The organism is Bradyrhizobium sp. 35 (assembly GCF_023073215.1).
Classification (GTDB): Bacteria; Pseudomonadota; Alphaproteobacteria; order Rhizobiales; family Xanthobacteraceae; genus Bradyrhizobium; species Bradyrhizobium canariense_D.
The window spans coordinates 44019-68227 of sequence record NZ_JADPJC010000056.1; the positions used below are offsets into that span (position 1 = coordinate 44019).

The 24209-nt window shown below is 63.5% G+C and carries 19 protein-coding genes and 1 pseudogene; 13 read left to right on the forward strand and 7 right to left on the reverse strand.

The features are described 5' to 3' along the window. The first annotated feature begins 134 nt into the window (after positions 1-134). From IVB36_RS12030 to IVB36_RS12050, 5 genes are all read left to right on the forward strand, one after another. On the forward strand, positions 135-692 hold the full coding sequence (locus IVB36_RS12030; RefSeq protein WP_247295128.1) for a methyltransferase domain-containing protein: 558 nt from the start codon (positions 135-137) through the stop codon (positions 690-692). 51 nt (positions 693-743) lie between these two features. After that, positions 744-1169, forward strand: a complete 426-nt coding sequence (locus tag IVB36_RS12035; protein ID WP_247391527.1) for a hypothetical protein — start codon at positions 744-746, stop codon at positions 1167-1169. 154 nt (positions 1170-1323) lie between these two features. Continuing rightward, positions 1324-1926, forward strand: a complete 603-nt coding sequence (mddA, locus tag IVB36_RS12040) for a methanethiol S-methyltransferase (protein ID WP_345946484.1) — start codon at positions 1324-1326, stop codon at positions 1924-1926. 316 nt (positions 1927-2242) lie between these two features. Next, positions 2243-3418: a helix-turn-helix transcriptional regulator gene (locus IVB36_RS12045; protein ID WP_247391528.1), complete on the forward strand. Its 1176-nt coding sequence runs from the start codon at positions 2243-2245 to the stop codon at positions 3416-3418. Between the two features lie 179 nt (positions 3419-3597). Next, positions 3598-4806 (forward strand): multidrug effflux MFS transporter, encoded by a 1209-nt coding sequence (locus tag IVB36_RS12050; RefSeq protein ID WP_026234011.1) that lies wholly within the window; start codon positions 3598-3600, stop codon positions 4804-4806. Positions 4807-4875: 69 nt separating this feature from the next. On the opposite strand, the gene IVB36_RS12055 is transcribed toward IVB36_RS12050, so the two are convergent. Continuing rightward, entirely contained in the window at positions 4876-5226 is a 351-nt protein-coding gene (locus IVB36_RS12055; RefSeq protein WP_026234010.1) for a RidA family protein, read from the reverse strand. A gap of 328 nt (positions 5227-5554) precedes the next feature. Here IVB36_RS12055 and IVB36_RS12060 point away from each other — a divergent pair, with 328 nt between their 5' ends. Next, positions 5555-7876, forward strand: coding sequence for a molybdopterin guanine dinucleotide-containing S/N-oxide reductase (locus IVB36_RS12060; protein WP_018460352.1), 2322 nt, complete (start codon positions 5555-5557; stop codon positions 7874-7876). 83 nt (positions 7877-7959) lie between these two features. Here the strand turns inward: IVB36_RS12060 and IVB36_RS12065 are convergent, their stop codons facing one another. After that, positions 7960-8943 (reverse strand): AraC family transcriptional regulator, encoded by a 984-nt coding sequence (locus tag IVB36_RS12065; RefSeq protein WP_018460351.1) that lies wholly within the window; start codon positions 8941-8943, stop codon positions 7960-7962. Positions 8944-9297: 354 nt separating this feature from the next. Between IVB36_RS12065 and IVB36_RS12070 the strand changes: the two genes are divergently transcribed. Next, a complete protein-coding gene (locus tag IVB36_RS12070; protein ID WP_018460349.1) occupies positions 9298-12180 on the forward strand; it encodes a winged helix-turn-helix domain-containing protein in 2883 nt (960 codons plus the stop codon). 49 nt (positions 12181-12229) lie between these two features. Here the strand turns inward: IVB36_RS12070 and IVB36_RS12075 are convergent, their stop codons facing one another. The 4 genes from IVB36_RS12075 to IVB36_RS12090 form a co-directional block, all read right to left on the reverse strand. After that, positions 12230-13186 (reverse strand): alpha/beta fold hydrolase, encoded by a 957-nt coding sequence (locus IVB36_RS12075; RefSeq protein WP_026234009.1) that lies wholly within the window; start codon positions 13184-13186, stop codon positions 12230-12232. A 122-nt stretch (positions 13187-13308) separates the two neighbouring features. Continuing rightward, positions 13309-14010, reverse strand: a complete 702-nt coding sequence (locus tag IVB36_RS12080) for a type 1 glutamine amidotransferase domain-containing protein (RefSeq protein WP_085384006.1) — start codon at positions 14008-14010, stop codon at positions 13309-13311. A 184-nt stretch (positions 14011-14194) separates the two neighbouring features. Further along, the gene (locus tag IVB36_RS12085; protein ID WP_085348991.1) at positions 14195-14902 is read right to left on the reverse strand and encodes a hypothetical protein; all 708 of its coding nucleotides are present in this window, start codon (positions 14900-14902) and stop codon (positions 14195-14197) included. A 118-nt stretch (positions 14903-15020) separates the two neighbouring features. After that, entirely contained in the window at positions 15021-17864 is a 2844-nt protein-coding gene (locus tag IVB36_RS12090; protein WP_018460345.1) for a winged helix-turn-helix domain-containing protein, read from the reverse strand. 331 nt (positions 17865-18195) lie between these two features. Between IVB36_RS12090 and IVB36_RS12095 the strand changes: the two are divergent. From IVB36_RS12095 to msrA, 6 genes and pseudogenes are all read left to right on the forward strand, one after another. Continuing rightward, a pseudogene (locus IVB36_RS12095) lies at positions 18196-18862 on the forward strand (sensor histidine kinase). Between the two features lie 33 nt (positions 18863-18895). Next, a complete protein-coding gene (locus IVB36_RS12100; protein ID WP_018460343.1) occupies positions 18896-19621 on the forward strand; it encodes a VOC family protein in 726 nt (241 codons plus the stop codon). A gap of 264 nt (positions 19622-19885) precedes the next feature. Further along, complete coding sequence (locus tag IVB36_RS12105) at positions 19886-21199, forward strand: epoxide hydrolase family protein (protein ID WP_018460342.1); 1314 nt, start codon at positions 19886-19888, stop codon at positions 21197-21199. Positions 21200-21261: 62 nt separating this feature from the next. Beyond that, positions 21262-22110 (forward strand): enoyl-CoA hydratase/isomerase family protein, encoded by an 849-nt coding sequence (locus IVB36_RS12110; protein ID WP_018460341.1) that lies wholly within the window; start codon positions 21262-21264, stop codon positions 22108-22110. Between the two features lie 206 nt (positions 22111-22316). Next, positions 22317-22739 (forward strand): OsmC family protein, encoded by a 423-nt coding sequence (locus tag IVB36_RS12115; RefSeq protein WP_018460340.1) that lies wholly within the window; start codon positions 22317-22319, stop codon positions 22737-22739. A 172-nt stretch (positions 22740-22911) separates the two neighbouring features. Continuing rightward, positions 22912-23427: a peptide-methionine (S)-S-oxide reductase MsrA gene (gene msrA / locus IVB36_RS12120; protein WP_026234007.1), complete on the forward strand. Its 516-nt coding sequence runs from the start codon at positions 22912-22914 to the stop codon at positions 23425-23427. 49 nt (positions 23428-23476) lie between these two features. Here the strand turns inward: msrA and IVB36_RS12125 are convergent, their stop codons facing one another. Continuing rightward, positions 23477-24205, reverse strand: a complete 729-nt coding sequence (locus IVB36_RS12125; RefSeq protein WP_247391529.1) for a TetR/AcrR family transcriptional regulator — start codon at positions 24203-24205, stop codon at positions 23477-23479. Positions 24206-24209: the final 4 nt, after the last annotated feature.

The window sequence follows — 24209 nt, forward strand, 5'->3', positions numbered from 1 at the left end:
TATACGGGGCTCATGAATGAACTGCCAAGCAACCGATTCCTCCACGTTTCCTTGAGACGCTGTCCAGACGGTCAGGCGGACGCGGAACCGGTTGCGGAAGAATGGAAAAGCGGGACGCCACGACGGGGTTCTGGATGGCAACCAAGCAGACGGATATCCCGATCATGAGCATCGCGCAGGCTACCGCAACCGTCACGCCGTATATCGATTTCTGGAACGCTGTACTGGCTCCGAAATTCAATGCGTGGCGGCACATCCTCGCCGGCGGCCTTCACCTGCATAGCGCTAAAGTCTTCCCGTCGCTGCCGATCAGAGCCGGCGACAGGGCCCTGGATGTGGGATGTGGCTGGGGCGACACCGCAATTGAACTTGCGCGGCGCGTCGGACCGACCGGATCCGTCCTCGGCCTCGATTGCTGCAATGCCTTCCTCGACGTCGGCCGCGCAGATGCGAAGGAGGCAGGGGTGACCAATCTCAGCTTTCTCGAAGCGGATGTTCAGACCCATCCGTTCGAGCCGGTACATGATTTTTGCTTCTCTCGCTTTGGAACCCAGTTCTTCGAAAACCCAACGGCTGGCTTGAGCAACTTGCGATTTGCGCTCAAGCCGGGTGGACTGATGACGATGGTCGTCTGGCGCGAACGGGCGGACAATCCGTGGCTTACACTGTCGAAGGAGGTTCTGCTTCGCTAGCTGCCCCCCGTCAGGGAAGACGCTGCAACCTGCGGGCCCGGACCGTTTTCTATGACCGATCCCGAGGCCGTGACTCGGCAATTGATGATTGCCGGCTACGGCGGCATCAGGTTCGAACGGATCGATGCCGAAGTCTTGGTCGGGCGAGATCTTGACGAAGCGGTCGCGTTTCAGCTCGCGATCGGTCCCGCAGGGGAGGTTTATCGCGAAGCCGGTCCGAAGGCTGCTCGTTTGTTTGATACGCTGGTGGCGGCCTTGAAGGACGAGTTGAAACAATTCGTCCGCCCTGAAGGCGTGATGATGAATTCAAGCTCTTGGATGGTCACCGTGCAGAATCCGGGATCACCGCCGCGGCCCCGGGGTGACGTACCCGCGCCAGTCGCTGCTCGAAATCTCTTCATTGTAAGCACCGCCGCAGCCGCCGCCGCTATCGAACGAATCGATGCAAAAAAAATGAACTCTCTGGGAGAAGATTGATGGCAGGTCTAGTTGCGGTCCTCTACGGCACTGCCGCTTACGGTGTCACGCTCGTCGCCTTGCTCTATCTCACTGGCTTCACCGGGAACCTGCTCCTCCAAAGTCTATCGATTCCGGGGCCATTGGTCCGGTTCTGGCAAGCATTGTTATCGATGTGCTGCTAATCGGAGTGTTCGCGATCCAGCACAGCGTGATGGCGCGTCAGGGCTTCAAGCGCTGGTGGACGCGAATCGTGCCGGCTTCGGTCGAGCGCAGCACCTACGTGCTGTTCGCCAGCTTTGCACTGCTGTTGCTGTACTGGCAGTGGCAGCCGATCCCCACGCCGGTCTGGACCGTGAACCACCCGGTCGCGGCGGGGGCGATCGACGCCGTCTTCTGGCTGGGTTGGGTCGTGCTGGTGGTCAGCACGTTTCTTCTCAATCATTTCGAGTTGTTCGGCCTCAGCCAGGTGTTCATGCACCTGTTCGGTAAACAACCGCCCGAAGCCAAATTCCGCACGCCGTTGCTCTACCGGTATGTCCGCCATCCGATCTATCTCGGCATCCTGCTCGCAGTCTGGGCCACGCCTGCGATGACGGTCGGTCATCTGGTCTATTCGCTTGGCATCACAGCCTACATCCTGATCGGCATTCAGTTGGAAGAGCACGATCTGATCCAGCAGTTCGGCAACCGGTATCGCCGCTACCGCCGTCACGCGGCCATGCTCGTCCCGCTTTCATGCCGAAGCTTCGCCGCGTCCCAGGACGCCGACATCTGACCCGAGACGCTCGTCAAGACAGGCCAATCAGTCCGCAAGCAGGGGTGGATTCAAGCGGCGCGGCGTCCGGTCGCAGCCGTATCGACACGGCCAGGGCGGCGTGCGCATCGCGTTCTGATCAACTCATTTCAACCTGCGGCGTCCGGCCAAGAGGATCACCGACCGCATGACCATCCTCCATTTGAAGGATGGCCGATATTCCCTGCGGCTCCGGTGGGACACGATCAAAATGATTTGAGCGCGATACCGGCTCGCTATCAGCGGAAAAGCTTTAAGTTGTCTCACAGCTATCCTCACACCGGGGGCGCGTCTTCGAATGAACAGGGTTTCACATCCGCGGTCGGTTTCGGAATCGTCGAAAGACAATTCAGATGATCAGCAGCAACTGAGCGACCTGATCAGCGTCATCTACGATGCCGCCATCGATCCCTCTCGTTGGGAAGACGCCATCGTCAGCATCGTGCAATTCGTTGGCGGCGCAGCAGGCGGGCTGTTCTGCAAGGACGTCGGTGTCCAGCACGCCACGGTGCCCCATCGCTTTGGATTTGACGTGCCGTTGCGGGTCGAACTCTTTCGGCAGATTTATTCCTCCGCGGAGGGGCACTTTCTCGGTGACCTCGAGCAGCCGATCGCGACGACCGATTTGATGTCTTTCGCAGCACTCACCCAGAGTGAACTATACCGGCAGTGGGCCGAGCCCCAGGGGCTTGTCGATTTTGTCAGCGCGGTTGTCGACAGGACCACGGTCAGCACAGCTATTTTCGGGGTCTTCCGCCACCGGCGAAATGGGCTCGTCGACGAGCACGCGCGCCGGCAAATGAGGCTGATCGCGCCGCATATCAGGCGTGCCGTCGTGATCGGCAAGATGTTCGAGTTCAAGGCCGCTGAACTCGCGACGTTCGTTGACACGCTGGACGGGCTCGGTGCTGGCATGTATCTCGTCGATCCCGGTGGACGTCTCATTCACGCCAATACGGCCGGCAATGCCATTCTCGACGCTCGTGATATTCTGAGTTCCGTGGGCGGGCGGCTGGTCGCCAGCGATCCTCAGGTCGACCGCACCCTGCGAGATGTCTTCGCCACCGCGGCGCAGGGCGATGCCGCACTTGGTATAAGGGGCATCGCGTTGCCGCTGACCGGCAGGGAGGGCGACCGCTATGTGGCCCATGCATTGCCCCTCACGTCAGGCGCGCGTCGGCGTGCTGGTATTGTTTACACCGCCACGGCGGCCTTGTTCGTTCGCAAGGCGTCGCTGGCGGTTGCTTCTATTCCCGGAGCCATCGGCAGCGCGTTCAAGCTGACGCCGACCGAACTCCGCGTGTTGCTGGCCATCGTCGAGGTCGGTGGCGTTCCTGAGGTCGCTATGGCGTTCGGCGTCGCCGATAGCACGGTTAGGACGCATGTCAGCCGGTTGTTTGAAAAAACAGGCACCGCGCGCCAGGCGGATCTCGTCAAGCTGGTTGCAGGCTATACGACGCCCCTGGCGGGATAGGAGAGAGGGCGCTCATTGCAGCACCCAGAAGCAGCAAATATTTGCGCGCTCCTCCCACATTCGCAGGACGACACCCAAGCAGTGGTTGTTCAGGATGGCATGCGTCCGGCCAGCATGCAGTGGGTAGGTGATCAGGCGTCCCTGCCTCGCCGCATCTGGACAGGACTTGGGAGCGCAGCATGTCCATTGAAGTCGAGGGCACGGTTTCTGCGGCGGGGCACGGACGTCAAGCAGGGGCGGCGGCGCGCAGAATAGTGATTTGTGCCCTGGCGGCGACAGGAATCCTTGCGACCAACATCTTCTTGCCTTCGCTGCCGGTCATCGCGGACGATTTGCATGTATCCAGCGCGGCGGTCACGTCGGCCTTCACGATCTTTCTGGCGATTTTCGCCATAGGGCAATTGATTGCCGGCCCGCTGTCGGACCGGTTCGGGCGACGCATGCCGATTCTGATAGGGCTCGGAATTTTCATCGCCGGTACGATCTGGTGCGCTTTCGCGCGCGATCTATCGAGCCTGCTGATCGGCCGATCAATGCAGGCTTGCGGCGCATGTGCGGCTTCGGTGCTTTCACGTGCGATCGCCCGGGATCTGTTCGATGGCCAGGCACTTGCAAAGGTCATGGCCTCGATCACCATGGCAACCGCGGCCGCCCCAGGCTTTTCACCGCTGCTGGGGAGTGCGCTCGATCTATTCTTTGGCTGGCGCTCGGAATTTGCCTTTGTCGCGGCCTTCGCGCTCTGCACGGCTTTGGCCTATGCGACCTTCGTCGGCGAAACCAATGACGGCGCGCGTCGTTCTCTGAATCCGCTCAAAATTGCCGGCTTCTATCTGGAGCTTGTTCGGGATCGCCGGTTCGTTGCGCCTGCTAGAACCGCTGGACTGGTGATGGCCGGTCTTTTCGCGATTTTCTCCAGCGCGCCGCGGGTGCTGCTCGAATCGTTTGGATTCTTGCCAATCAAACTTGGTGAGCTATTTGCGGGCGTGGTCTTCCTGGTGTTTGCGGCCGGCATGCTGGCGCCTAGGCTATCGGCGCGGGTTGGTTCCTGCCGTGCGACGTCGGTCGGCTTGGGACTAACCGTCCTCGGAGGCGCCGGGCTGCTTTGCGCGGTGCTGCTCGCGAACGGCGCGCTGCTGCCATTTCTGTTAGCGGCTTCCGTCTTTCTGTTCGGCGTGGGAATAGTGAGCCCGCTGTCGAGCGCGGCAGCGCTGTCGCCGTTTGGCAGCAAGGCCGGTATCGCCGCAGCCCTGTTCGGATTCTCGCAAATGGCGGGCGCTGCATGCGGTGCCTCTCTCGCGGCGATTGTCGCCAGCGATCCGGCCGTCGGGCTAGGAATCGTGCTGACAGTAACGTCGCTCGTGGCGGTTATCCTTCACGAGCGGCGCTAATCTGAGGTGGATCTTGCCGAGAACACAATGGGTTTGGTGTGAGGTTCTTTGCGGCGCCCTGGCATGCCACTATTGTCGAGCGGCGATGGCCGTGATCTCGAGTTTGACGCCGGGACCGAGATCCGCCACGCCGATTGCGGCGCGCGCCGGCAGATGAGCCTCTGCAAAATGCGCCTTCCAGGCCGCGTTGAAGTCTGCCTTCTCCTTGAGGCTCGTCATGTAGATGGTCACCTGCAAGACGTTGCTCAGATCGGATCCGAGGGTCTTGAGCAGCTGCGCCAACTGCCCGAGGACGTCATTTGCCTGGCCCGACATGTCGAGGCTCGTGTCCTCTGGGACGATTCCACCGATGTAGAGCACGCCATGATGCTCGACCACTTCGTGGAGCAGACCCTCGTAGGGCAAGACGCGCTTGATCATGATGGGACCGATGTTGTGTGTGACGGGCGGCATATCGCACATTTCAATGTCAGTGTCGTCGCAAAGAGATCTCGCGCCAAGTCTCACCGAAAGACGGACCGCGCGGCTCTGAATGCAACCGACTAAAGCGTTGAAAATAAAAGCAAAATTGGACGAAAAATCGCCGCCGGGTCGTTCCTGCGAACGTTCGCCAATCTGTCCTTGCACGAGCGCCCGGCATTTTCGCCGGCCCTGACCCGACGACATCGAAGCGCGGATCGCTATACTGCGACGCGGATGACATCGGTGCGGCCGGGACAGTGCCGCGACCGGAACAAGGAATGCGACGATGGACGATACGATTGGCTTCCCCGACCCCGGCCTCGACCTGTCCGACGGCTTCAAGCCGCACACCTCGCATTGGGGCGTGTTCTCGGCACGTCAAGGCGAGGCCGGGCTCGAGGTCAGGGCCTATGCGGGCGATCCCGATCCGAACCGCATCATCGACAATTTTCCCGGCGCGCTACGCCATCAGGCGCGCATCACCCAGCCGGCGATCCGCCGCGGCTGGCTCGAACGCGGTCCGGGTCCGGACGATCGCCGCGGCCGCGATGAATTCGTATCCGTCAGCTGGGAAAAGGCGCTCGATCTGCTCGGCGACGAGCTGGCACGCATCCGTGATACGCGCGGCCCCGGCGCGGTGTTCGGCGGCTCCTATGGCTGGTCGAGCGCGGGCCGCTTCCACCACGCCCAGAGCCAGGTGCATCGCTTCCTCAACATCGCCTTGGGCGGCTATGTGCGCTCGGTGAACTCCTATTCCTCCGGCGCGTCCTCGGTGCTGCTGCCGCAGATCCTCTGCGGCTACGAGGATATCACCAAGCGCAATGTCACCTGGGAGCAGATCGCGGCTGATACCGACATCGTGCTGGCGTTCGGCGGCATGGCGCTGAAGAACTCGATGGTCGCAGGCGGCTCGATCAGCAAGCATGTCGAGCGCGGCGCGATGGAAGCTGCGCGCCGCCGCGGCTGCGCGTTCATCCTGGTCAGCCCGTTGCGCGAAGACCTGCCCGTCGAGGCCGGCGCCGAGTGGATGACCTGCGTGCCCGGGACCGACACCGCGCTGATGCTCGGCATCGTTCATACGCTGATCGCGGAGAACCTGCACGACCAGGCCTTCCTCGATCGCTACACCGAGGGCTGGCCGGTCTTCCTGCGCTATCTCACCGGCGAGAGCGACGGCCAACCCAAGCACGCCGAATGGGCCGCCGCGGTCTGCGGCGTCGACACCGACACAATCCGCAAGCTGGCGCGCCGGCTCGCCGGCAAGCGCGCGCTCATCACCGTCTCTCATTCGCTCCAGCGCGCCGAGCATGGCGAGCAGCCGGTGTGGATGGGCATGGTGCTGGCGGCAGCGCTCGGCCAGATCGGCCTCTCCGGCGGCGGCTACGCCTATTCGTTGGGGGCAATCGGCTATTACGGTCGCCGCGTCAACGACGTGCCGGGGCCGACATTAGGGCAGGGCCGCAACGCTGTCCGCGATTTCATTCCGGTGGCGCGCATCGCCGACATGCTGCTCAATCCCGGCAGCGCCTATCGCTACAACGGCGAGACGCGCACCTATCCGGATATCCGCCTTGTCTACTGGGCCGGCGGCAATCCCTTCCATCACCACCAGGACATCAACCGCCTGCGCAAGGCGTTTGCGAAAGTCGACACGCTGGTCGTGCACGAGCTCGCATGGACTGCCACGGCCCGGCATGCCGACATCGTGCTGCCCTCGACGATGACGCTCGAACGCGAAGACATCGGCTATTCCAGCAACGATCCCCTGATGGTCGCGATGCACCGGATCGCCGAGCCGTTCGGCCTTGCGCGCGACGACTACGAGATCTTCGCCGATCTTGCCGACCGTCTCGGTGCGCGCGAGCCCTTCACCGAGGGGCGGACGTCACGTCAGTGGCTGGAACATCTTTATGAGCCGACCCGCGCCTCGCTCGAAGCGCGCGGCCTGGAAGCGCCGAGCTTCGAAGAGTTCTGGCGGCGCGGCAGCCTGGTGGTGCCGCAGCAGCCCGACGACGGTGGCCGGCTGCGCCGCTTCCGCGACGATCCCGTCAATCATGCTTTGCCCACGCCGAGCGGTCGCATCGAAATATTCTCTGCCAAGATCGCAGGTCATGGTGATGCGGATTGCCCGGGCCATCCGGTCTGGCTGGAGAAGTCCGACACGCCCAAGCCGGGGGCGCCGTGCTTCCTGGTCGCCAACCAGCCCGTGACGCGTCTGCATAGCCAGCTCGATTTCGGCGGACATTCGCTTCAAAGCAAACATCGCGGCCGCGAGGTCGCGCGCATGAACCCGCAGGACGCAGACGCACGCGGGATCAAGCACGGCGACATCATCCGGCTGTTCAACGCGCGCGGCGCCTGTCTCGCCGCGGTCCACGTCACCGACGGCATCGCGCTCGGCGTGGTCCAGCTCCCGACCGGCGCCTGGTACGACCCGATGGACCCCGAAGACGACGCGCCGCTCTGCGTGCACGGCAATCCGAACGTGCTCACCCGCGACGTCGGCACGTCGTCCTTTGCGCAAGGCTGCACCGGTCAGCTCACGACAGTCGAGGTCGAGAAGTTCACCGGCAATCTGCCGCCGATCCGGGCTTTCGATCCGGTGTAGAAAAAAAGGGGCCGTCCTGTGTGGGTGCAGGGACGGCCCCGAGTGGCTCGCAGGCCCGGGAGGATGAGGGCGCGAGCGAATGCTTACGCGGCTGCGCTGATCCAGTCCCTCTCCGTAGCAGGACGACGCGGCGGGAGTGCTTGCACCTCTCGCCGTTCGCCCTTGCTGGCGAGGCGCCAGCGTGCCGGGGATTGATCGGTGATGCGCTTGAAGACAGTCGAAAAATGCGCCTGCGTGCTGAAGCCGACGGCGAGTGCGATCTCGGCCAGCGGCCGCTCGGTGGTCGCCAGCAACGTCTTGGCCTGCTCGATCCGGTGATTGAGCAGATATTCGCGGGGGCGATAACCGGTCGCGACGCGGAATTGCGCCGCAAAGTGCATTCTGGACAGGCCGGCGACATTGGCGAGCTCGGACAGGCTGATGCAGCGGTGGAAATGATCGGCGATATATTGCTCGACGCGCCGCAGCCGCCATTTCGGCAGGGCATTGACCTTGGCGCGTGGCAATTCCAGCCGCGCCAGATGCATCGCGAGGGTTTGGCCAATGCAGCGCGTGAACTCGTGGTCCGCGGCGTCGCCAAGTTCGATCAGCGCCTTGGCAAGCTCGGCCGCGAGCGGATCGCGCAACAGGACGAGATCATTCAAACCTTCAGTTCCGGAAAATTGTGCCGGAAATTGATCCGCGGAGATGTAAAAGTGCAAGAAGGCGCATGGCGACTGGAATTGTACGGCGAGGGGCTTTGACGGCGCGGTGAGATACAGTGTGCCCGCGGGCATGGTCCCGTCGAAAATGACCTGGCGATCCCGGGTCAGTTTCGCGCGCGTGGTCTTGAGGGCGATGCCGACGAAATAGCGATCCTCGGGCGTCGTCGCTTGGTGCGACGAGGTGCTCCGCGGGTCTTCCCATCGCGAGATCGCGATGTCCTCGGCCGCCGCTCCCGTGCGCGGATCGATCTGACGCCATTGACGCTCCCGAATGATCGCGTGTGTTGCCCGGGGGAACTCGCAATCCCCCGAGGTGCCCGGAAATTCAATCCAGGCATCACCTGCCTGCAAATTGGTCAACATCGTTCGTCCTCTCCGGGCGTTCTCCGCTGTTTGCAACCAGCAAACGCGCAAAGCCCACGTTTTCCATGGTGAGAGGATAGGCGTGAGCTGACCTGCAAGCTCGTTAGTGGTGATTAGGATGTGTTAGTTTTTGTGGGAGCGCATCAGGTGCGGCATCCCGTCTCAGGAAGCGTCGTTTTTGTACAGTTTATCAGACATTTGCGTATCCCCGACACGACTCAGGAGAGCACCGGTCATGGCGTGGAGATCGATGTGGAGGTGTGAGTTCTGTGGGTTGCCCTCGCTGGACCTCGCACTGGCGCCGGGTATAGTCGCGCCGCATTTCGCTGGAGCGGCCGTCAAGATGAGCCAAAAGTGATCGAGCTCTCGGCAGGACAGGGCCCCCGCGGCCGCGACGCCGCGGCGATCCCAGATTTCGATGCCGTCGCGTTCGGGCCATTTTCGCTGCGGTCGCGGCTGCTGGAGAAGGATGGCTTGCCGGTCAGGCTCGGCAGCCGTGCGATGGATATTTTGCGCCTGCTGGTCAGTCGCGCCGGCGAAGTGGTCCCGAAGAACGAAATTCTCGGCTATGCGTGGTCCGGACTTTCCGTCGAGGAGGTCAGCCTGCGCGTCCATGTCGCGGAGCTGCGCAAGGTGCTCGGCGACGGAAAGGATGGTGCCCGCTACATCACCAACATCCCGGGCCGGGGCTATTGCTTTGTCGCGCCCGTGCGGCGTGGCGGGCGCGCGGAGGTGGCTACACCGGCGTCGCGTGTGCCTGAAAGGGCCGCGCCGCCACCGTCGCTACCGCGCCGATTGGACCGGATGGTCGGGCGAGAGGACGCCGTGGCCGAGTTGGCAGCGCGCTTGCTCCGCGATCGCTTCGTCACGCTGCGAGGGCCGGGCGGCATCGGAAAGACCACCGTTGCGACTGCGCTCGCGCACGAGATGTGCGATAGCTTCGACGGCAACGTCCATTTCCTCGAATTCGGTCCGCTCAAGGACGGAGCGCTGGTCGCGAGCACGGTTGCAGCCGCGTTGGGCCTCGTCGTGCACCACGAGGACCCCTCGGCCAGCATCGTCAATTTCCTGCGCGGCCGCCGGCTGCTTCTCGTGCTCGACAGCTGCGAGCACGTCATCGAGGAGGTCGCGCGCCTTGCAGAAAACATCTACCGGGAGGCGCCTGGCATCGTCATCCTCGCAACCAGCCGCGAGTCGCTGCTGGTGGAAGGCGAGCAGATTTTCGAGCTCGTTTCGCTCCCCGGTCCGCCGCAGGGCACCCGCCTCAGTGCCGGCGAGGTGCTTGCTTATCCCGCCGTGCGCCTGTTCGTCGATCGCGCCGTCGCGGCGGGGCATCGCGACGACATCACCGACGAGGATGCCGAAGTCCTGGCCCGGATTTGCGGCAAGCTCGACGGCATCGCGCTGGCGATCGAGCTGGCTGCCGCACGTGTCGGTCTCTATGGACTGCGCGAGATGGCGGCGCTGCTCGACAACCGGCTGCAGCTCGAATGGCGCGGGCGGCGGACGGCGCCGCCGCGGCAGCAGACGCTCGGCGCTACGCTCGACTGGAGTTTCGGTCTGATCGGCGAGAGCGAGCGGATCGTATTTCAGCGCCTCGCCGTCTTCGCAGGTCACTTCACGTTGAGGGGCGCGATAGCAGTCGCGGCCGGGGCGGAGATGGCGGAGGATCGCGTCGTCGAGGCCCTGGAGCAACTCGTGGTGAAGTCGCTGGTTTCCACCCAGCCGGACGGCGCATCGCGGCGCTATCGCCTGCTCGACGCAACGCGTGCCTATGCCCTGCAGAAACTGGCCGACGGCGGACAGCTGGCGCAGATCGCGCATCGTCATGCTCTCTATGTTCAATGCACGCTCGAAGCGGGCATGAGGGACAAGGAGGGCGGCGATCATGCGTCACGTTTGCAGGAAAGCGCGAGCCTGCTCGCCGATGCCCGCGCTGCGCTGCAATGGGCTTATGCCAACGACGACGGCGCCGGCTTGCGCGTGCCGCTCGCCGGCAGCTGCACAAGGCTGTTCGTCGAACTCAATTTGCTGAACGAGGCCCGCATCTGGTCCGATCGCGCACTCGCAATGCTGGACGAGGCCGACCGGGGCGGCGCATGGGAGCTCGAACTTCAGTCGACGCTCGGTCACGCCTTGATGTTCACCGAACGTAACAGCGAGCAGGCGGAAGCGGCGCTCAGGCGCGGGCTGGAAATAGCGGAAGCGCTTTCCGATCACGCCAACACATTCAGGCTGTTGTCCCGGCTCAACATGTTCTACCGCCGGACCGGTCGCTATCGGCATCTGGTGCCGACTGCGCTTCACGCCGAGCGGATTGCCCGCGTCATCGGCGATACCGCGGGCATCGCCGGGAGCAAAGCGCTGCTCGGCGTGTCATATCACCTCGCCGGAGACCAGGCCGCGGCGCAGGCTCATCTCGACCAGGGCCTGCGAGACGACGCTGCGCTCCGCGGCACCCAACCCGGGCATTTCGCCTACTCACGCACACCGCAAATTCCGCTCGCGCGCGTGCTATGGCTGCGCGGCTTTCCCGATCGTGCGCTCGAATGCATCCGGCCGCTGGTCGGCGCTTCGGCGCCGCATGACGTGGTCATGCATTGTATCGCATTATGCTGGTCCGCTTCGGTATTCGGCTGGCTCGGCGACTGGTCGTCGGTCGAGGCGATGACCGGTCGTCTGACCGCGCATGCGAGCATGCACGGGCTCGTGCCTTACGAAGCCGTCGCGGCGGGTTTTCGGGCGCAGAGCATGATCGCTCGGGGCGAGGCGGCCGGCGGCGTCGACCTGATGCGGAGTGCGCTTCCACGCCTGCATGCCGACCGCTACGAACTCTATGCCTCGGCGTTCGCCGCGGATCTGTCTCGGGGCCTGGTCAGCTTGGGACAATTGACGGAAGGCATTCAGGTTCTTCACGAAACCATTCTGCGGGTCGAGCGGGAAGGCGGCGCGTTCGACATGCCCGAGCTGCTCCGTCTGCGGGGAGAGCTGGAGGTCCAGGGCGGCAATCCCGACGCGGCCGAGGCCGATCTTGTCGCCTCGATCTCGCTCGCCGAACAGCAGGGCGCGCTATCGTGGCGGCTGCGAGCCGAGATGTCGCTGGCGCGGCTTCGAACCCGGCAGCATGTGCAAAATCCGCTCGAACAGCTCGCTCAAACCTATGCCCGGTTCTCCGAAGGGTTCGAGACCGCCGATCTCATTGCAGCACGACGCATGTTGAACGAACCGGGGGCCTGAACAGTCGATACGACCGTCTCTTCTCGCTGCTGAGCGCGTCCATCAGCGCTCAACCCTTGTGTCCAGCCAGCTGCCCCAGGAAGTCGCGGACAAGCAAAGCGATCTCGTCGGTGGCTTCATCCAGCGCGAAGTGGCCGGCTTCGAGAATGTGAACCTCGGCATCCGGCACGTCGTCGCGATAGGCCGTCGCGCCTGCGACGGCGAATGACGGATCGTATTCGCCCCAGACCACCAGCGTCGGTGGCCGCGTCTGGCGCAACCAAGCCTGCCATTTCGGATAGGAGGCGACGTTGGTCCGGTAATCCAGGAACAGCGTGGTCTGAATCTCGGCCTGGCCGGGACGCGTCAGGAACGCGTATTCGTCGATCCAGGTGTCGGGGTCATAGCGCTCGGGACGCGGACTGGAGCCGAGATGCCGCTGACTCGTCGCCTCCAGGGACGTAAAGTTGGCCTTGAGCGCCTCGACCTCGTGCGCCGGGTCGGCCCAGTACTTCCTGCGCGCATTCCAGAGCGGGCTCAGCCCCTGCTCGTGCGAAACCGCGTTCTGGACGATGACACCGCGGACGCGTTCGGGATGCGCCAGCGCCATGCGGAAGCCGACAGGGCCTCCGTAGTCCTGCATGAACAGGACGTAGTCGGTGAGGCCGAGCTTCGTTGTGAGCTCGCCGATCACGGCGGCGATGTTGTCGAACGTATAGGTGAAGTCGCATGGCGGCGGCGCGCTGCTGTTGCCGAAGCCGGGATAGTCCGGCGCGATGAGATGATATTTGTCGGCGAGCAGCGGCATCAGCGGCTCCCACATCCGCGACGACGAGGGAAATCCGTGGAGCAGCAGCACCGTCGGAGCGTCGGTGGGCCCAGCCTCGCGGTAGAAAATCTCGAGACCCCGGATATCGGTCTTGTGATAGCTGATCGAGCGCCGGCTCGATCGCAGATCCTGTGCCGAGGCCTGCACGGTCGCGCAGGCCAAAGCGGCCGAGAGGGCAAGAGTGGCTGGGATGTTCATGTCATCGCTCCGAATCCGGCATGTGAAGTGAAGATGTGTCGCAAGTAGGGGACATCCGCTTGTGACGGCGGCGTCGAGAGGCACCATCGCGGGCGCCTCTCGCGATGTGCCGCATCTGGGCTTTACGACGCGCGCGCCAGCGGCTCGCCCTTCAGGGCGGCGAGCAGGGCCTGCGCGGCCGGACCCGAGGAGTGCGGGTTCTGGCCCGTGATCAAGAGGCCGTCGGTGACGACGTGAACGCCCCAGTTTGCCGTCTTCGAGAAGACGGCGCCAAGCTTCAGCATTTCGTCTTCGACCAGGAAAGGCACCACCTTGGTGAGGCCGACGTCCTCCTCTTCACCATTGGTGAAACCGGTCACCTCCTTGCCCTGAACCAGGGGCTTGCCGTCGGGCGTCTTGACGTGGCGCAGCGCACCAGTCGAATGGCAGACCACGGCGACTGTCTTGCCGGCGGCAAGGAAGGATTCGATGAGCTTGACCGAGTCCTTGTCCTCGGCGAGGTCCCACATCGGGCCGTGACCGCCGGGATAGAAGACGGTGTCGAAATCTTCCTGCTTGACGCTGTCGAGGCGAACCGTCTTGTCGAGTTGGGCTTCGGCGGCGACGTCGGCCTCGAAGCGTAGCGTCAGGTCGGTGCGGAATTCGCGCTCGTTGCTCTTGGGGTCAAGCGGCGGACGGCCGCCTTTCGGCGAGGCGAGGGTGATCTCGGCCCCGGAATCCCTGAAGATGAAATAGGGGGCGGCGAGCTCCTCGAGCCAGAAGCCCGTCTTGCGCCCGGTGTTGCCGAGCTGGTCGTGCGAGGTGATGACCATCAATATTTTCATGACCGTTCTCCTTGAGTGCGTTTGCTGCGATGACGCGCTCCATTGCGGTGGAGATGCGCGGAGCTGGGTCTCGTTCGAGCACGTCACGTCGTTCGTTGCTCGCGAACCCAATCTGCGCTCAAGGCCGACTGTTGGCTCGTTATGTATTGTTAGACGTTGAGAGTTGGAGATATCGCGCGGGCCGCTACTCGAAGACGGCGTCAAAGATCTCGACATCCATCAGCACGGGCTTGGCGACCACGGTTCCGTCGGGCCGCAGCGTCTGCGCGCGTCGGAGCGTCGGCACCACGATGCCGCCGAAGCTGTCATGGGCCCAGGAGTAATGCGCGACTTTCATTCCGAACAGATCGTGATCGGTCCGCCGTTGCAATGCGTTCTCGTCGAAATAGAAGATCTGTTCGGGCGCGAGCGTGATCAGGCTCGGTGGGAATTGCGCCCGCAGCCGCCGCCATGACTCGTTATTCTCCTGCCACGGCGGCAGCTCCTCCACCAAGACATCGGGATGGGCGAGCAGGAATGGATTGGTCAGATAATTCCAGATCGCGACGCCGCAGAAGAAGACGAGATGCAGCTCGCCCGCGAGCGCGGGCGAACCGGCCTCGGTGAACGCAAGACTCGGATTGCGCCAGGTCCGCAGAATCTCACCTTCGAGGCTTTCGATCGTGATCGCGTCCGGCTGAAACGAGCCGGAGTGTTCGCCTCCGGTGATGCCGGTGAAGCGGACCGATTGCGTGCGGGTCGAGCCCTCCGCCGTCACGTCCTTGAATTCGCTGGCATGTCCGGTGCTGGAGAACAGCGTTCCCGCGACGGAGAGGTGAAGCGTGAACCGGCTCAAGCTATTCCAGCGGGCCATTCCGCCGCTGGCATCAATTACATCGTCAAGAAGCGCCATGTCCCGCCATATCCACCATGAAGTGCCACCACCATGGCGGGGCGGATGCGGCTTGGCGTGTTAGAATTTGTTAGGAGTTGCGAGCGGATAGCCTTGCGGTATCTCATTGAAGATACTCTCAATTCAGCGCCGCAAGGAGCTCCCTGGCGGCGACGAGATCACGGGTCTGGAGGCCCTCCTGGTACCGCGCGACGAGGGGGGCGAGCAGGGCGCGTGCGTCGGCGGCTTTTCCGGCCCCGCGCCAAACCCGGCCGAGACTAATTGCCCCCCGCAGCTCCCAGCCGAGCGCGCTTTGGCGGCGTGACAGATCGAGCGAGTCCAGGAAGCAGCTTTCGGCTTCCGCGGCATTGCCCGACCGGGCGAGGATGTCGCCCTTGACCCTGAGCATCTCCGGCATGTCGAAGGATTCGCCATGATCGGGGATCTCTGCGATGGCATCGTTGATGGTCTGCAAGGCTTCGTCGGCCTGGTTCTGCGCCACAAGTCCCTCCGCGAGCGCGGTCGCAAACACCGTGGTCATGATCCGGTGTCGCGTCGCGTACAGCGTGGCCTGGCTGCGGCGGAGGTGCTCGATGCCGGCGGCGACGTCGCCGCGGCGAAGCAGCAGCTCACCCTTCTGGCCGATGCCGACCGCGTGATAGGGCCCGAGGAAGTGGCGCGCGGAATGATCGATCAGCCGCTCGATCAGGATTTCCGCATTGGCCAAGTCGCCGACCCAGAGGAACACGTAGATGGTCCAGATCAAGGAAATACCGAGAGTGAGCGGCTGTTCGAGCAGTTCGGCTTCGCGAACGGTGTATCTCGACGCCTCGATCGCACGATCGGGCCGGCCGGTGAGCCAAAGCCCGCGTGCCAGCGCCACCAGTGCGACGATGCGGTCGTCATAGCCGAGATGGCCGATATTCAGCCGCTGCGAGCCGGGATTATGCAACATCGCGCTCTCGCAGAGCTGCACCGCCTTGTCCTGGTTGCCGATCAAATGATGGGCGACGCCCAGCATCCATTCGACGTTCAGCGTGCTGGCGGGATCGTTCAGCTTCCGCGCGACGCTCTCGCCCTGTTCCCCGGTTCCGAGTGCTCCGTGAAAATCTCCGACCCTGGTGAGATAGATGTGCAATCCGCGGAGCAGCCAGAGCTGCCAGTGCAAATCCTGGAGCTCCTGGGCAAGCTGGAGACTGCGCGTGAATGCCGAGCGGACCGCTTCGGTATTGCCCTGCGTGAACATCGCGGAGACGCCGAGCGCGGCCTGCAAGATCATTTCATTGCGGCCATCCACCGCGCTCGCGTCGAGGGACGCCAGCGCCTGCTGGGTCCAGCGGTAGCATTCCGTCAGCAATGTCAGCTCAAGGAAGAATTGCGCCGCTGACGCCGCCAGATCCACGCCGATCGTTCGGTCCCCGCCGTCCGAAAAGCTCCAGGTCAGCGCGGCCCTGACGTTGGGCAGGTGGTCGGCATAAGGAAGGAAGCCGCCGGCGCTCTGCATGCCCGTGGATTTGACGGCGATGTCGCGCAGGAAGTCGCGGAAATATTCGGCATGGGCACGTGCGACGCGGTCCGCTTCGCCGTTCTCGACGAGCTTCTCCGCGACGAAGGCACGTGTGGTGTCGAGCAGGCGATAGCGCAGCCGCCGCTCCGCAGGCGAGGTCGCGATCAGCGATTTGGAAAGCAGATTGGAGATCGCCTCGGCGGCTTCTGCTTCGCCAATGCCCTGACAGGATGCGACCGCAAGCGCGGCTTCCAGGGTGAATGGCCCGACGAATGCCGACAATCCGCGCAGCGTTGCGCTTTCGGTTGCCGGCAGCAAATCATAGCTCCAGGCGAGTGCCGCACTCAGGGTGTGGTGCCGCGGCACAGCGGTGCGCCGCCCGCGCCACAGCAGCGAGAAACGGCTGTCGAGCAGAGAGGCCGTCCCAGCGATGCCATAGGCATTCACGCGCCCGGCCGCGAGCTCGATGGCGAGCGCGATGCCGTCCAGCCGACGGCAGATATCGGCGACGAGCGGCGCATCCTCTTCGCTGAGCTCGAATTCGCTCAGACTCTCTGCGATGCGTTCCACGAAGAGCTGAGTTGCAGGATAGGCAAGGATGTCGGCGATGCCGAGCCCGTCGCGCTGTGGCGGGCAATCCAATGGAAACAGCCGATGGACACGCTCACCTTCGGCGCGGAAAGATTCGCGGCTGGTGGCGAGAATATGCAGCTCGCCCGCTTCCCGGACGATGCGCTCGGCCAGGGGGGCGAGATCGTCGAGGATGTGCTCGCAACTGTCGAACACCAGCAACATCCGCCGGCTGCGCAGGAATGCCAGCAACCCCGGCATCGGGTCGTCGGAATTGACTGTCAGGCCCAGCGCGGCCGCAATCGTTCCCGTAACGAGCCGGGTCTCCCTCAGTGCGCCGAAATCGACAAAACACACTTGGCCGTCGAAGGCCTGGAACTCGCGATGCGCGACCGCCAGTGCGACCGAGGTCTTGCCGATCCCGCCGGGGCCCACGATCGTGACGAAGCGATGCAAGGCAAGCTCGGCGGAAATCTTCTCGACCGCATCGTCTCGCCCGATCATCTTCGCGAGCGGCGAGGGCAGCGAGCGCGGCGCAGCAACGGGCAGGCTGGTCCGGTTCTCCGATGGGGCGGCCCGGAGCAGCGCGGCCGTGAAGCAATAACCCCGTCCGGGGACGTTGACGACGTAGCGGGAGCCTTCGCCCGGATCGCCCAAGGCCTTGCGCAGCGTCGTGATGTGAAAGCGCAGGCTGCCTTCGTCCACATTCACGTCGGCCCAGACCCGCCGCATCAACTCACGCTTGTCCACGACCTCGCCCGCGCGCTCGGCGAGAAAAACGAGAATGTCGAGCGCACGGCCACCGAGGTGAACCGGGGCGCCGTCCTTCTCGAGCAGCCGCGTCTTTGCGAACAGCCGGAATGGCCCGAAAGCAATGGCCGAATCCTGGTCGTTAGTGTCCGGCACGGGCCAATCATTCCAGTGAGAGCTGAACTCTGCACTTTGATCTAGCAGAAGGGAACCCTGAGTAAACTGGCCGAAAGTGGCGAAATCGCGTGGAGGGTGCCGGCAATTGGCCGGTCGCGCGCGACGATCCGTCGCAAATTGTACTCAACGCGAGCCTCTTTCGAAGCGATCGGGACAACCCGGCAGTGTGCTTGACCGACCAGCTCACGTTCGGAGTGCCCGTCGTCGTACCCCATCATAACAGAATCTTGCAACGTCTAACGAGCAATGCGCGCGAACTGCATCCAGTATCTGTTCCGAGTTTGACGCTAATTCCAACGGGGAGGCTACGATGTCCGGTATCAATGCTCGGCCGAATGACGACGTCGTTCGATCTCAATTTGTGGCCAGTTTAGACAGTCGCGTGACTGGGAGCTCGTGCTGCGGGAATCCCACCATCGGATGAAGAATACGCTGACGATACTCGGTGCGTCAGTCCGCCGCGATTTCACCAGAACGGGTACCAGGGATGTGTCGCTTGCAGCGGACCGGCTCGAGCGGCGCATTGTCGCCTTCGGCAGGCTCTATCAACTCTTGTCCGACAATGACGACCATACGGCGATCCCGGTGGCGGCCTTCTTCGAAAATCTGTGCGGAGCGATTTCCGAGGCCGTGCTGGAGCCGGCGGGCATCCGCTGCGAGGCTGCAATTGAAAGCGGCACGCTGCCGGCGTCGCAATGCCATCGGCTCGCGCTGATGCTGACGGAGCTGGTAACGAATGCGGCCAAGCATGCCTTCCCGAACAGGAATGACGCACTGATCCGCATCGAGACGGCCAATCGCGACGGCGCCTGGTTCTGCACGGTAATAGACAACGGGATCGGCGCGACGGGCCGCTTCAGGGCACCGGCAGCCGGATTCTCGAAGGACTCGCACGCAGCATTCACGCCCGGCTGCAGGGCGAGGCGGGAGAGGACGGCACACGCGTAACCATCGTGATGCCGATCGCAGCTGCTTGAAGCTCGTCTTAAATCCAACCCAGGGAGTTCGACATGGCCACTACCGAAATCGACCGCGACGCCGCGGCCAAGCCTTCCAACAAGCCTTCCAACAAGTCTGCCAACGAGCCTTCGGTATCGCGTAGCGTTGATCAGAGGCTCGAGGTGATCGTGATCCCCGTGTCCGATGTTGATCGCGCCAAGGCCTTCTACGCGCGTCTCGGTTGGCGACTGGACGCCGATTTTGCCTCTGGCGATGATTGGCGCGTGATCCAGTTCACGCCGCCAGGTTCGGCCTGCTCGGTGATTTTTGGCAGGAACGTGACGGCGGCAGCGCCGGGCTCGGTGCGAGGCCTCTACCTGATCGTCTCCGATCTGGAGGCGGCGCGAAAGGATCTGCTGGACCGCGGCGTCGAGGTCAGCGCTCCATTCCACGGTGCCGGCGATGTTCACGCGGGGACCGACGAGCCTTATCTCTCCGGCAGCGTTCGGGTGAGCGGTGCTGACCCGAAGCGCGGCAGCTACGGCTCATATGCGTCGTTCAGCGATCCCGACGGCAATGGCTGGTTGTTCCAGGAGGTCACGACGCGATTGCCGGGACGGATCGCGGGCGACGGCACGACATTCGCTTCGCAGGCTGCGCTGGCCGCAGCACTGCGCCGCGCGGCGGCGGCCCATGGCGAGCACGAAAAGCGGACCGGCGGGCACGACGAGAACTGGGCCGATTGGTACGCCGATTACATCGTCCGCGAACAGGCGGGCCAGCCGCTGCCATCCTGAGCTGGGCAGCACGGATTCTTCGACTGATGCAAGCCGACACGGCGCGCGATGACTGAGCTCATCGCGCGCCGTGTTGTTTTGGCGGCGCGCGTCGCGAGTCGACGATCGCTCTCCTCGGTGTCGCGCGGCTCGCAACGGCTAACGCGCTCTAACAACCCATAACGAGCAAATTGCCAGGGCCTGCGCCAATCTCTCGGCATGGCGAACCGAGGCGTTTATGTCAAATTCGGTCAGCGTCACCGACCAAAGCCAGGGAGATCGAACATGACCACGCAAGCACGTACCGACATTCTCAATCCAGACCGCCGTCAACTGTTGAGTCAAGCCGCGATGACCGCGGTCGCGGCAAGCGTGTCGAGCCTGCTGCCGCTGCATTCTGCGAAGGCCGGCGTGAGCGGGGCGGTCCGCCCGTTCCACGTCAGCGTGCCCGAGCAGGATCTGCTCGATCTCCGTCGCCGTCTCGCCGCGACGCGCTGGCCTGATCGTGAGATCGTTGCCGATCAATCGCAGGGCGTGCAACTGACGACGGTGCAGCAGCTCGTGAGCTACTGGCAGAACGACTACGACTGGCGCAAGATGGAGGCGCGGCTGAATGCCTTGCCGCAATTCGTCACCGAGATCGACGGCGTCGACATCCATTTCATTCACGTCCGCTCCAGGCACGAGAATGCCTTGCCGATGATCGTCACGCATGGCTGGCCCGGTTCGATCATCGAGCAGATGAAGATCGTCGGCCCGCTCACCGATCCCGCCGCACACGGCGCGACGGCGGCGGACGCTTTTGATCTCGTGATCCCTTCGCTCCCAGGCCACGGTTTCTCCGGCAAGCCGGCGGAGCTGGGCTGGGATCCCCAGCGCGTCGCGCGTGCCTGGATCGTGCTGATGAAGCGGCTCGGCTACAACCGCTATGTCGCGCAAGGCGGCGATTGGGGCAATGCCGTGACGGAGCAGATGGCAGTGATCGCGCCGCCGGAACTGCTCGGCATCCACACCAACATGCCCGCGACCGTTCCTGACGACATCGCCAAGGCGCTTCAGCCCGGCGGATCGCGGCCGTCGAACCTCTCGGCCGACGAGCGCTACGCTTACGATCAGCTCGATGACTTCTACAAGCACGGTCTCGGCTACGCGATCGAGATGTCCAACCGGCCGCAGACACTCTATGGCCTGGTGGATTCGCCGGCGGGCCTCGCGTCCTGGATGCTCGACCATGATGCGCGCAGCGCCGCAATGATCGCCCGGGTGTTCGACGGCAAGACGGAAGGGCTGTCGCGCGACGACGTGGTCGACAACATCGCGCTCTACTGGCTCACCAACACCGCGGTGTCGTCGGCGCGGCTGTACTGGGAGAACAAGCTGGTGTTCTTCGAGCCCAAGCACATCAAGATCCCGGTCGCCGTCAGCGTCTTCCCGGACGAGATCTACGCTGCGCCGCGCAGCTGGACCGAGAAGGCCTATCCGAGGCTGATGCACTACAACCGTCTCGACAAGGGCGGCCATTTCGCCGCCTGGGAGCAGCCCGCGTTGTTCTGCGCGGAAATGCGCACCGCCTTCCGACCGCTGCGTCAGTCGATCTGAGACCTGCGGGGACGCGCACTTCCGCGCGTTCCCTTCTTTCCCCACAGACCAGGAATCCAATCATGAACCGCCCCGAACGCACCTTCACGACCGACCAAATCCGCCTGGAACGTCGGCTGCCGTCGTATTGGCGTGTCACCTTCGACATGCCCCCAGTCAATATCTTCGGCCCCAAGCAGCTTCCGCTTCTTGATGACGTCGTCAAGGCGATCGAGACCGATCCTGAGGTGAAGGTCGTGGTGTTCGACAGCGCCGTCGAAGGCTTCTTCATCACGCATTACGACTTCCTCGCGCCGCTGGAGGATTCGCTTCGTATCCCGCCGGGGCCGACGGGCCTGCAGGCACTGCCCGACATGCTGGTGCGTCTCAGCCGCGCGCCGGTGGTTTCGATTGCCTCGATTAGGGGCCGTGCGACCGGCGTCGGCAGCGAACTGGCGCTGGCAAGTGATATGCGCTTTGCCAGCCGCGAAAAGGCGGTCCTGTCGCAATGGGAGGTCGGTGCGGGCCTGGTGCCCGGCGGCGGCCCGATGGCGCGGTTGCCGCGCCTGATGGGCCGCGGCCGCGCGCTCGAGGTTCTGCTTGGCGCCGACGATATCCACGGCGATCTCGCCGAACGTTACGGCTATGTGAACCGCTCGTTGCCGGATGCCGAGCTCGATGGCTTCGTCGAGGCGCTGGCCATGCGCATCGCGTCCTTCGACAAGGAGGCGATTGCCGAGACCAAGCGCCTCGTCGACGTTGCGAGCCTGCCACCGGATATCGAGATCAAGCCGGAATGGGACGCGTTCCTGGCCTCGCTCAGCCGCCCGGCAAGCCAGAGCCGCATCAAGGCGCTGATGTCGCGCGGCTTCCACCGCGCCGGTGATGTCGAGAACCGGCTCGGCTTCCATGTCGGACAGATCGGTAGCTAAAGCGTTTTCAAGCGAAGTGGATACCGGTTCGCGTGAAGAAAACGCGTCAAAGCAAGAATCAAGTTCCGTTCCGATTTTATCGGAACGGGATTTGGCGGAACTGCTGCGGCGCTCGGCCGGTTGGAACGGCGACAGGCAGTCGTGCCAATGTCGCTTTCGTACCGTACCGAGTGCCGGTGCTAAAAAAATCAACCAGGAGAATTGAGATGATCCGCAAGGCAACAGCAGTCTGGAAAGGCACCGGTCGCGATGGCACTGGTCAGTTATCGAGCGAATCCGGCGTGCTCGCCGCGACGCCTTATTCGTTCAAGACCCGCTTTGAGAACGAGAAGGGCACCAATCCCGAGGAATTGATCGCTGCGGCCCATGCCGGCTGCTTCACTATGGCGCTGGCCTTCGGCCTGCAACTCGCCGGCTTCACGCCGGACGAGCTCACGACTGAAGCTGCGGTCAGCCTCGAGCCGGAAGGCAAAGGCTTCAAGATCAGCAAATCGGCGCTGACGCTACGTGCCAAGGTGCCGAACCTCGACGACGCTGGTTTCGCCAAGATCGCGGGCGAGGCCGAGAAGAACTGTCCGGTGTCGAAGGTGCTCAACGCCGCAATCACGCTCGACGCGAAGCTGACGTAAGGCGCGCTCAATTTATGTCCATCTGGTTCTGCTTGGGGAAGCTGAGGTCGTCGAAGCTTTGGCCTCCACGAGAGGAACCGGATGGGCAAATGCCTGGCTTTCGACTGGGCCGCCGAAAGCATAGGATGCGACGGGTTCAGAACGGACAGACCGATCAATTGGGAGTGGAGATATGACAACGGAACGCGCAATTTTGGCCGGAGGCTGCTTCTGGGGCATGCAGGATCTGATCCGCAAGCAACCGGGCGTGGTCTCCACCCGCGTCGGCTATACCGGCGGCGCGGTGAAGAATGCCACCTACCGCAACCATGAAGGTCATGCCGAAGCGATCGAGATCACCTTCGATCCCGCCAAGACCAGCTTTCGGACCATGCTGGAGTTCTTCTTCCAGATCCACGATCCGACCACGCTCAACCGCCAGGGCAATGATTTGGGCACGAGCTATCGCTCGGCAATCTTCTATACCAGCGACGAGCAGAAGCGGATCGCCAAGGACACGATTGCAGACGTTGAGGCGTCCGGTCTCTGGCCTGGCAAGGTCGTGACCGAGGTCGCGCCCGCGGGCGAGTTCTGGGAAGCCGAGCCGGAGCATCAGGATTATCTCGAACGCTATCCGGACGGGTACACCTGCCACTTCATCCGCCCCGACTGGAAGTTGCCGCGGCGCGGGGCTGCCGCGGCAGGCTAAAGCTGGTCGTCGCTATTGCCGGGGAGAGCCATGGCTGAAATCCGCGAGATCATCGCCGGCATCCGCAGATCACATCGACCGCTTTTCGGGCCATCTCCCTCAGCTCGGAGCGGCGGGCGCCGGCACGGGCGCGAATGGCGATGGTGTGCATCGTGGCTGAAGCGAGAATGGCAAGCGCCGCCGGATCGGCGTCGCGCTTCAGTTCGCCCTTGTCCTGCGCGAGCCGGAAGCGGGCTTCGAAATCGGCATCTATCATGCGCAGTCCCGCCGCAACGCTGCTCCGGATCGCGGCATCTTCTGCGACTTCGGTCACCGCCGTCCCCACCACGAAGCAGCCGCGTGCGGCTCCCTTGCCGGAAAAGTAGATCGACAGCGCCACGTCATAGGCCAGGATCAGCGCTTCGTCCAAGGGATGGTCCCCGGCGAGAGCCTCACGCGTCGCGGCAAGGCTGATCTCCCAATACCGCGCGAGGGCCTCGAGATAGAGCGCATGCTTGTTGCCGAACACCGCGTAGAGGCTCGGCGGACTCATCCCGGTCGCGGCAGCGACCTTGTCCAGGGAGGTACCGGAATAACCGGTCCTCCAGAACGTTTCCGTTGCCCGCTTCAAGGCCGTCTCTGCGTCGTAGGCCGGTGGGCGTCCCCGGCGCGCCGGGCTCGTTTCGCTCTTTTTCCGTGCCATATCGTCAGAACCCCGGTTGGCATGTTCCACACGCATATTTGTATGGATCGTTATAAAAATCAAGGTCGCGGACTTGATCGCCGCGTCGGGGTACAATATT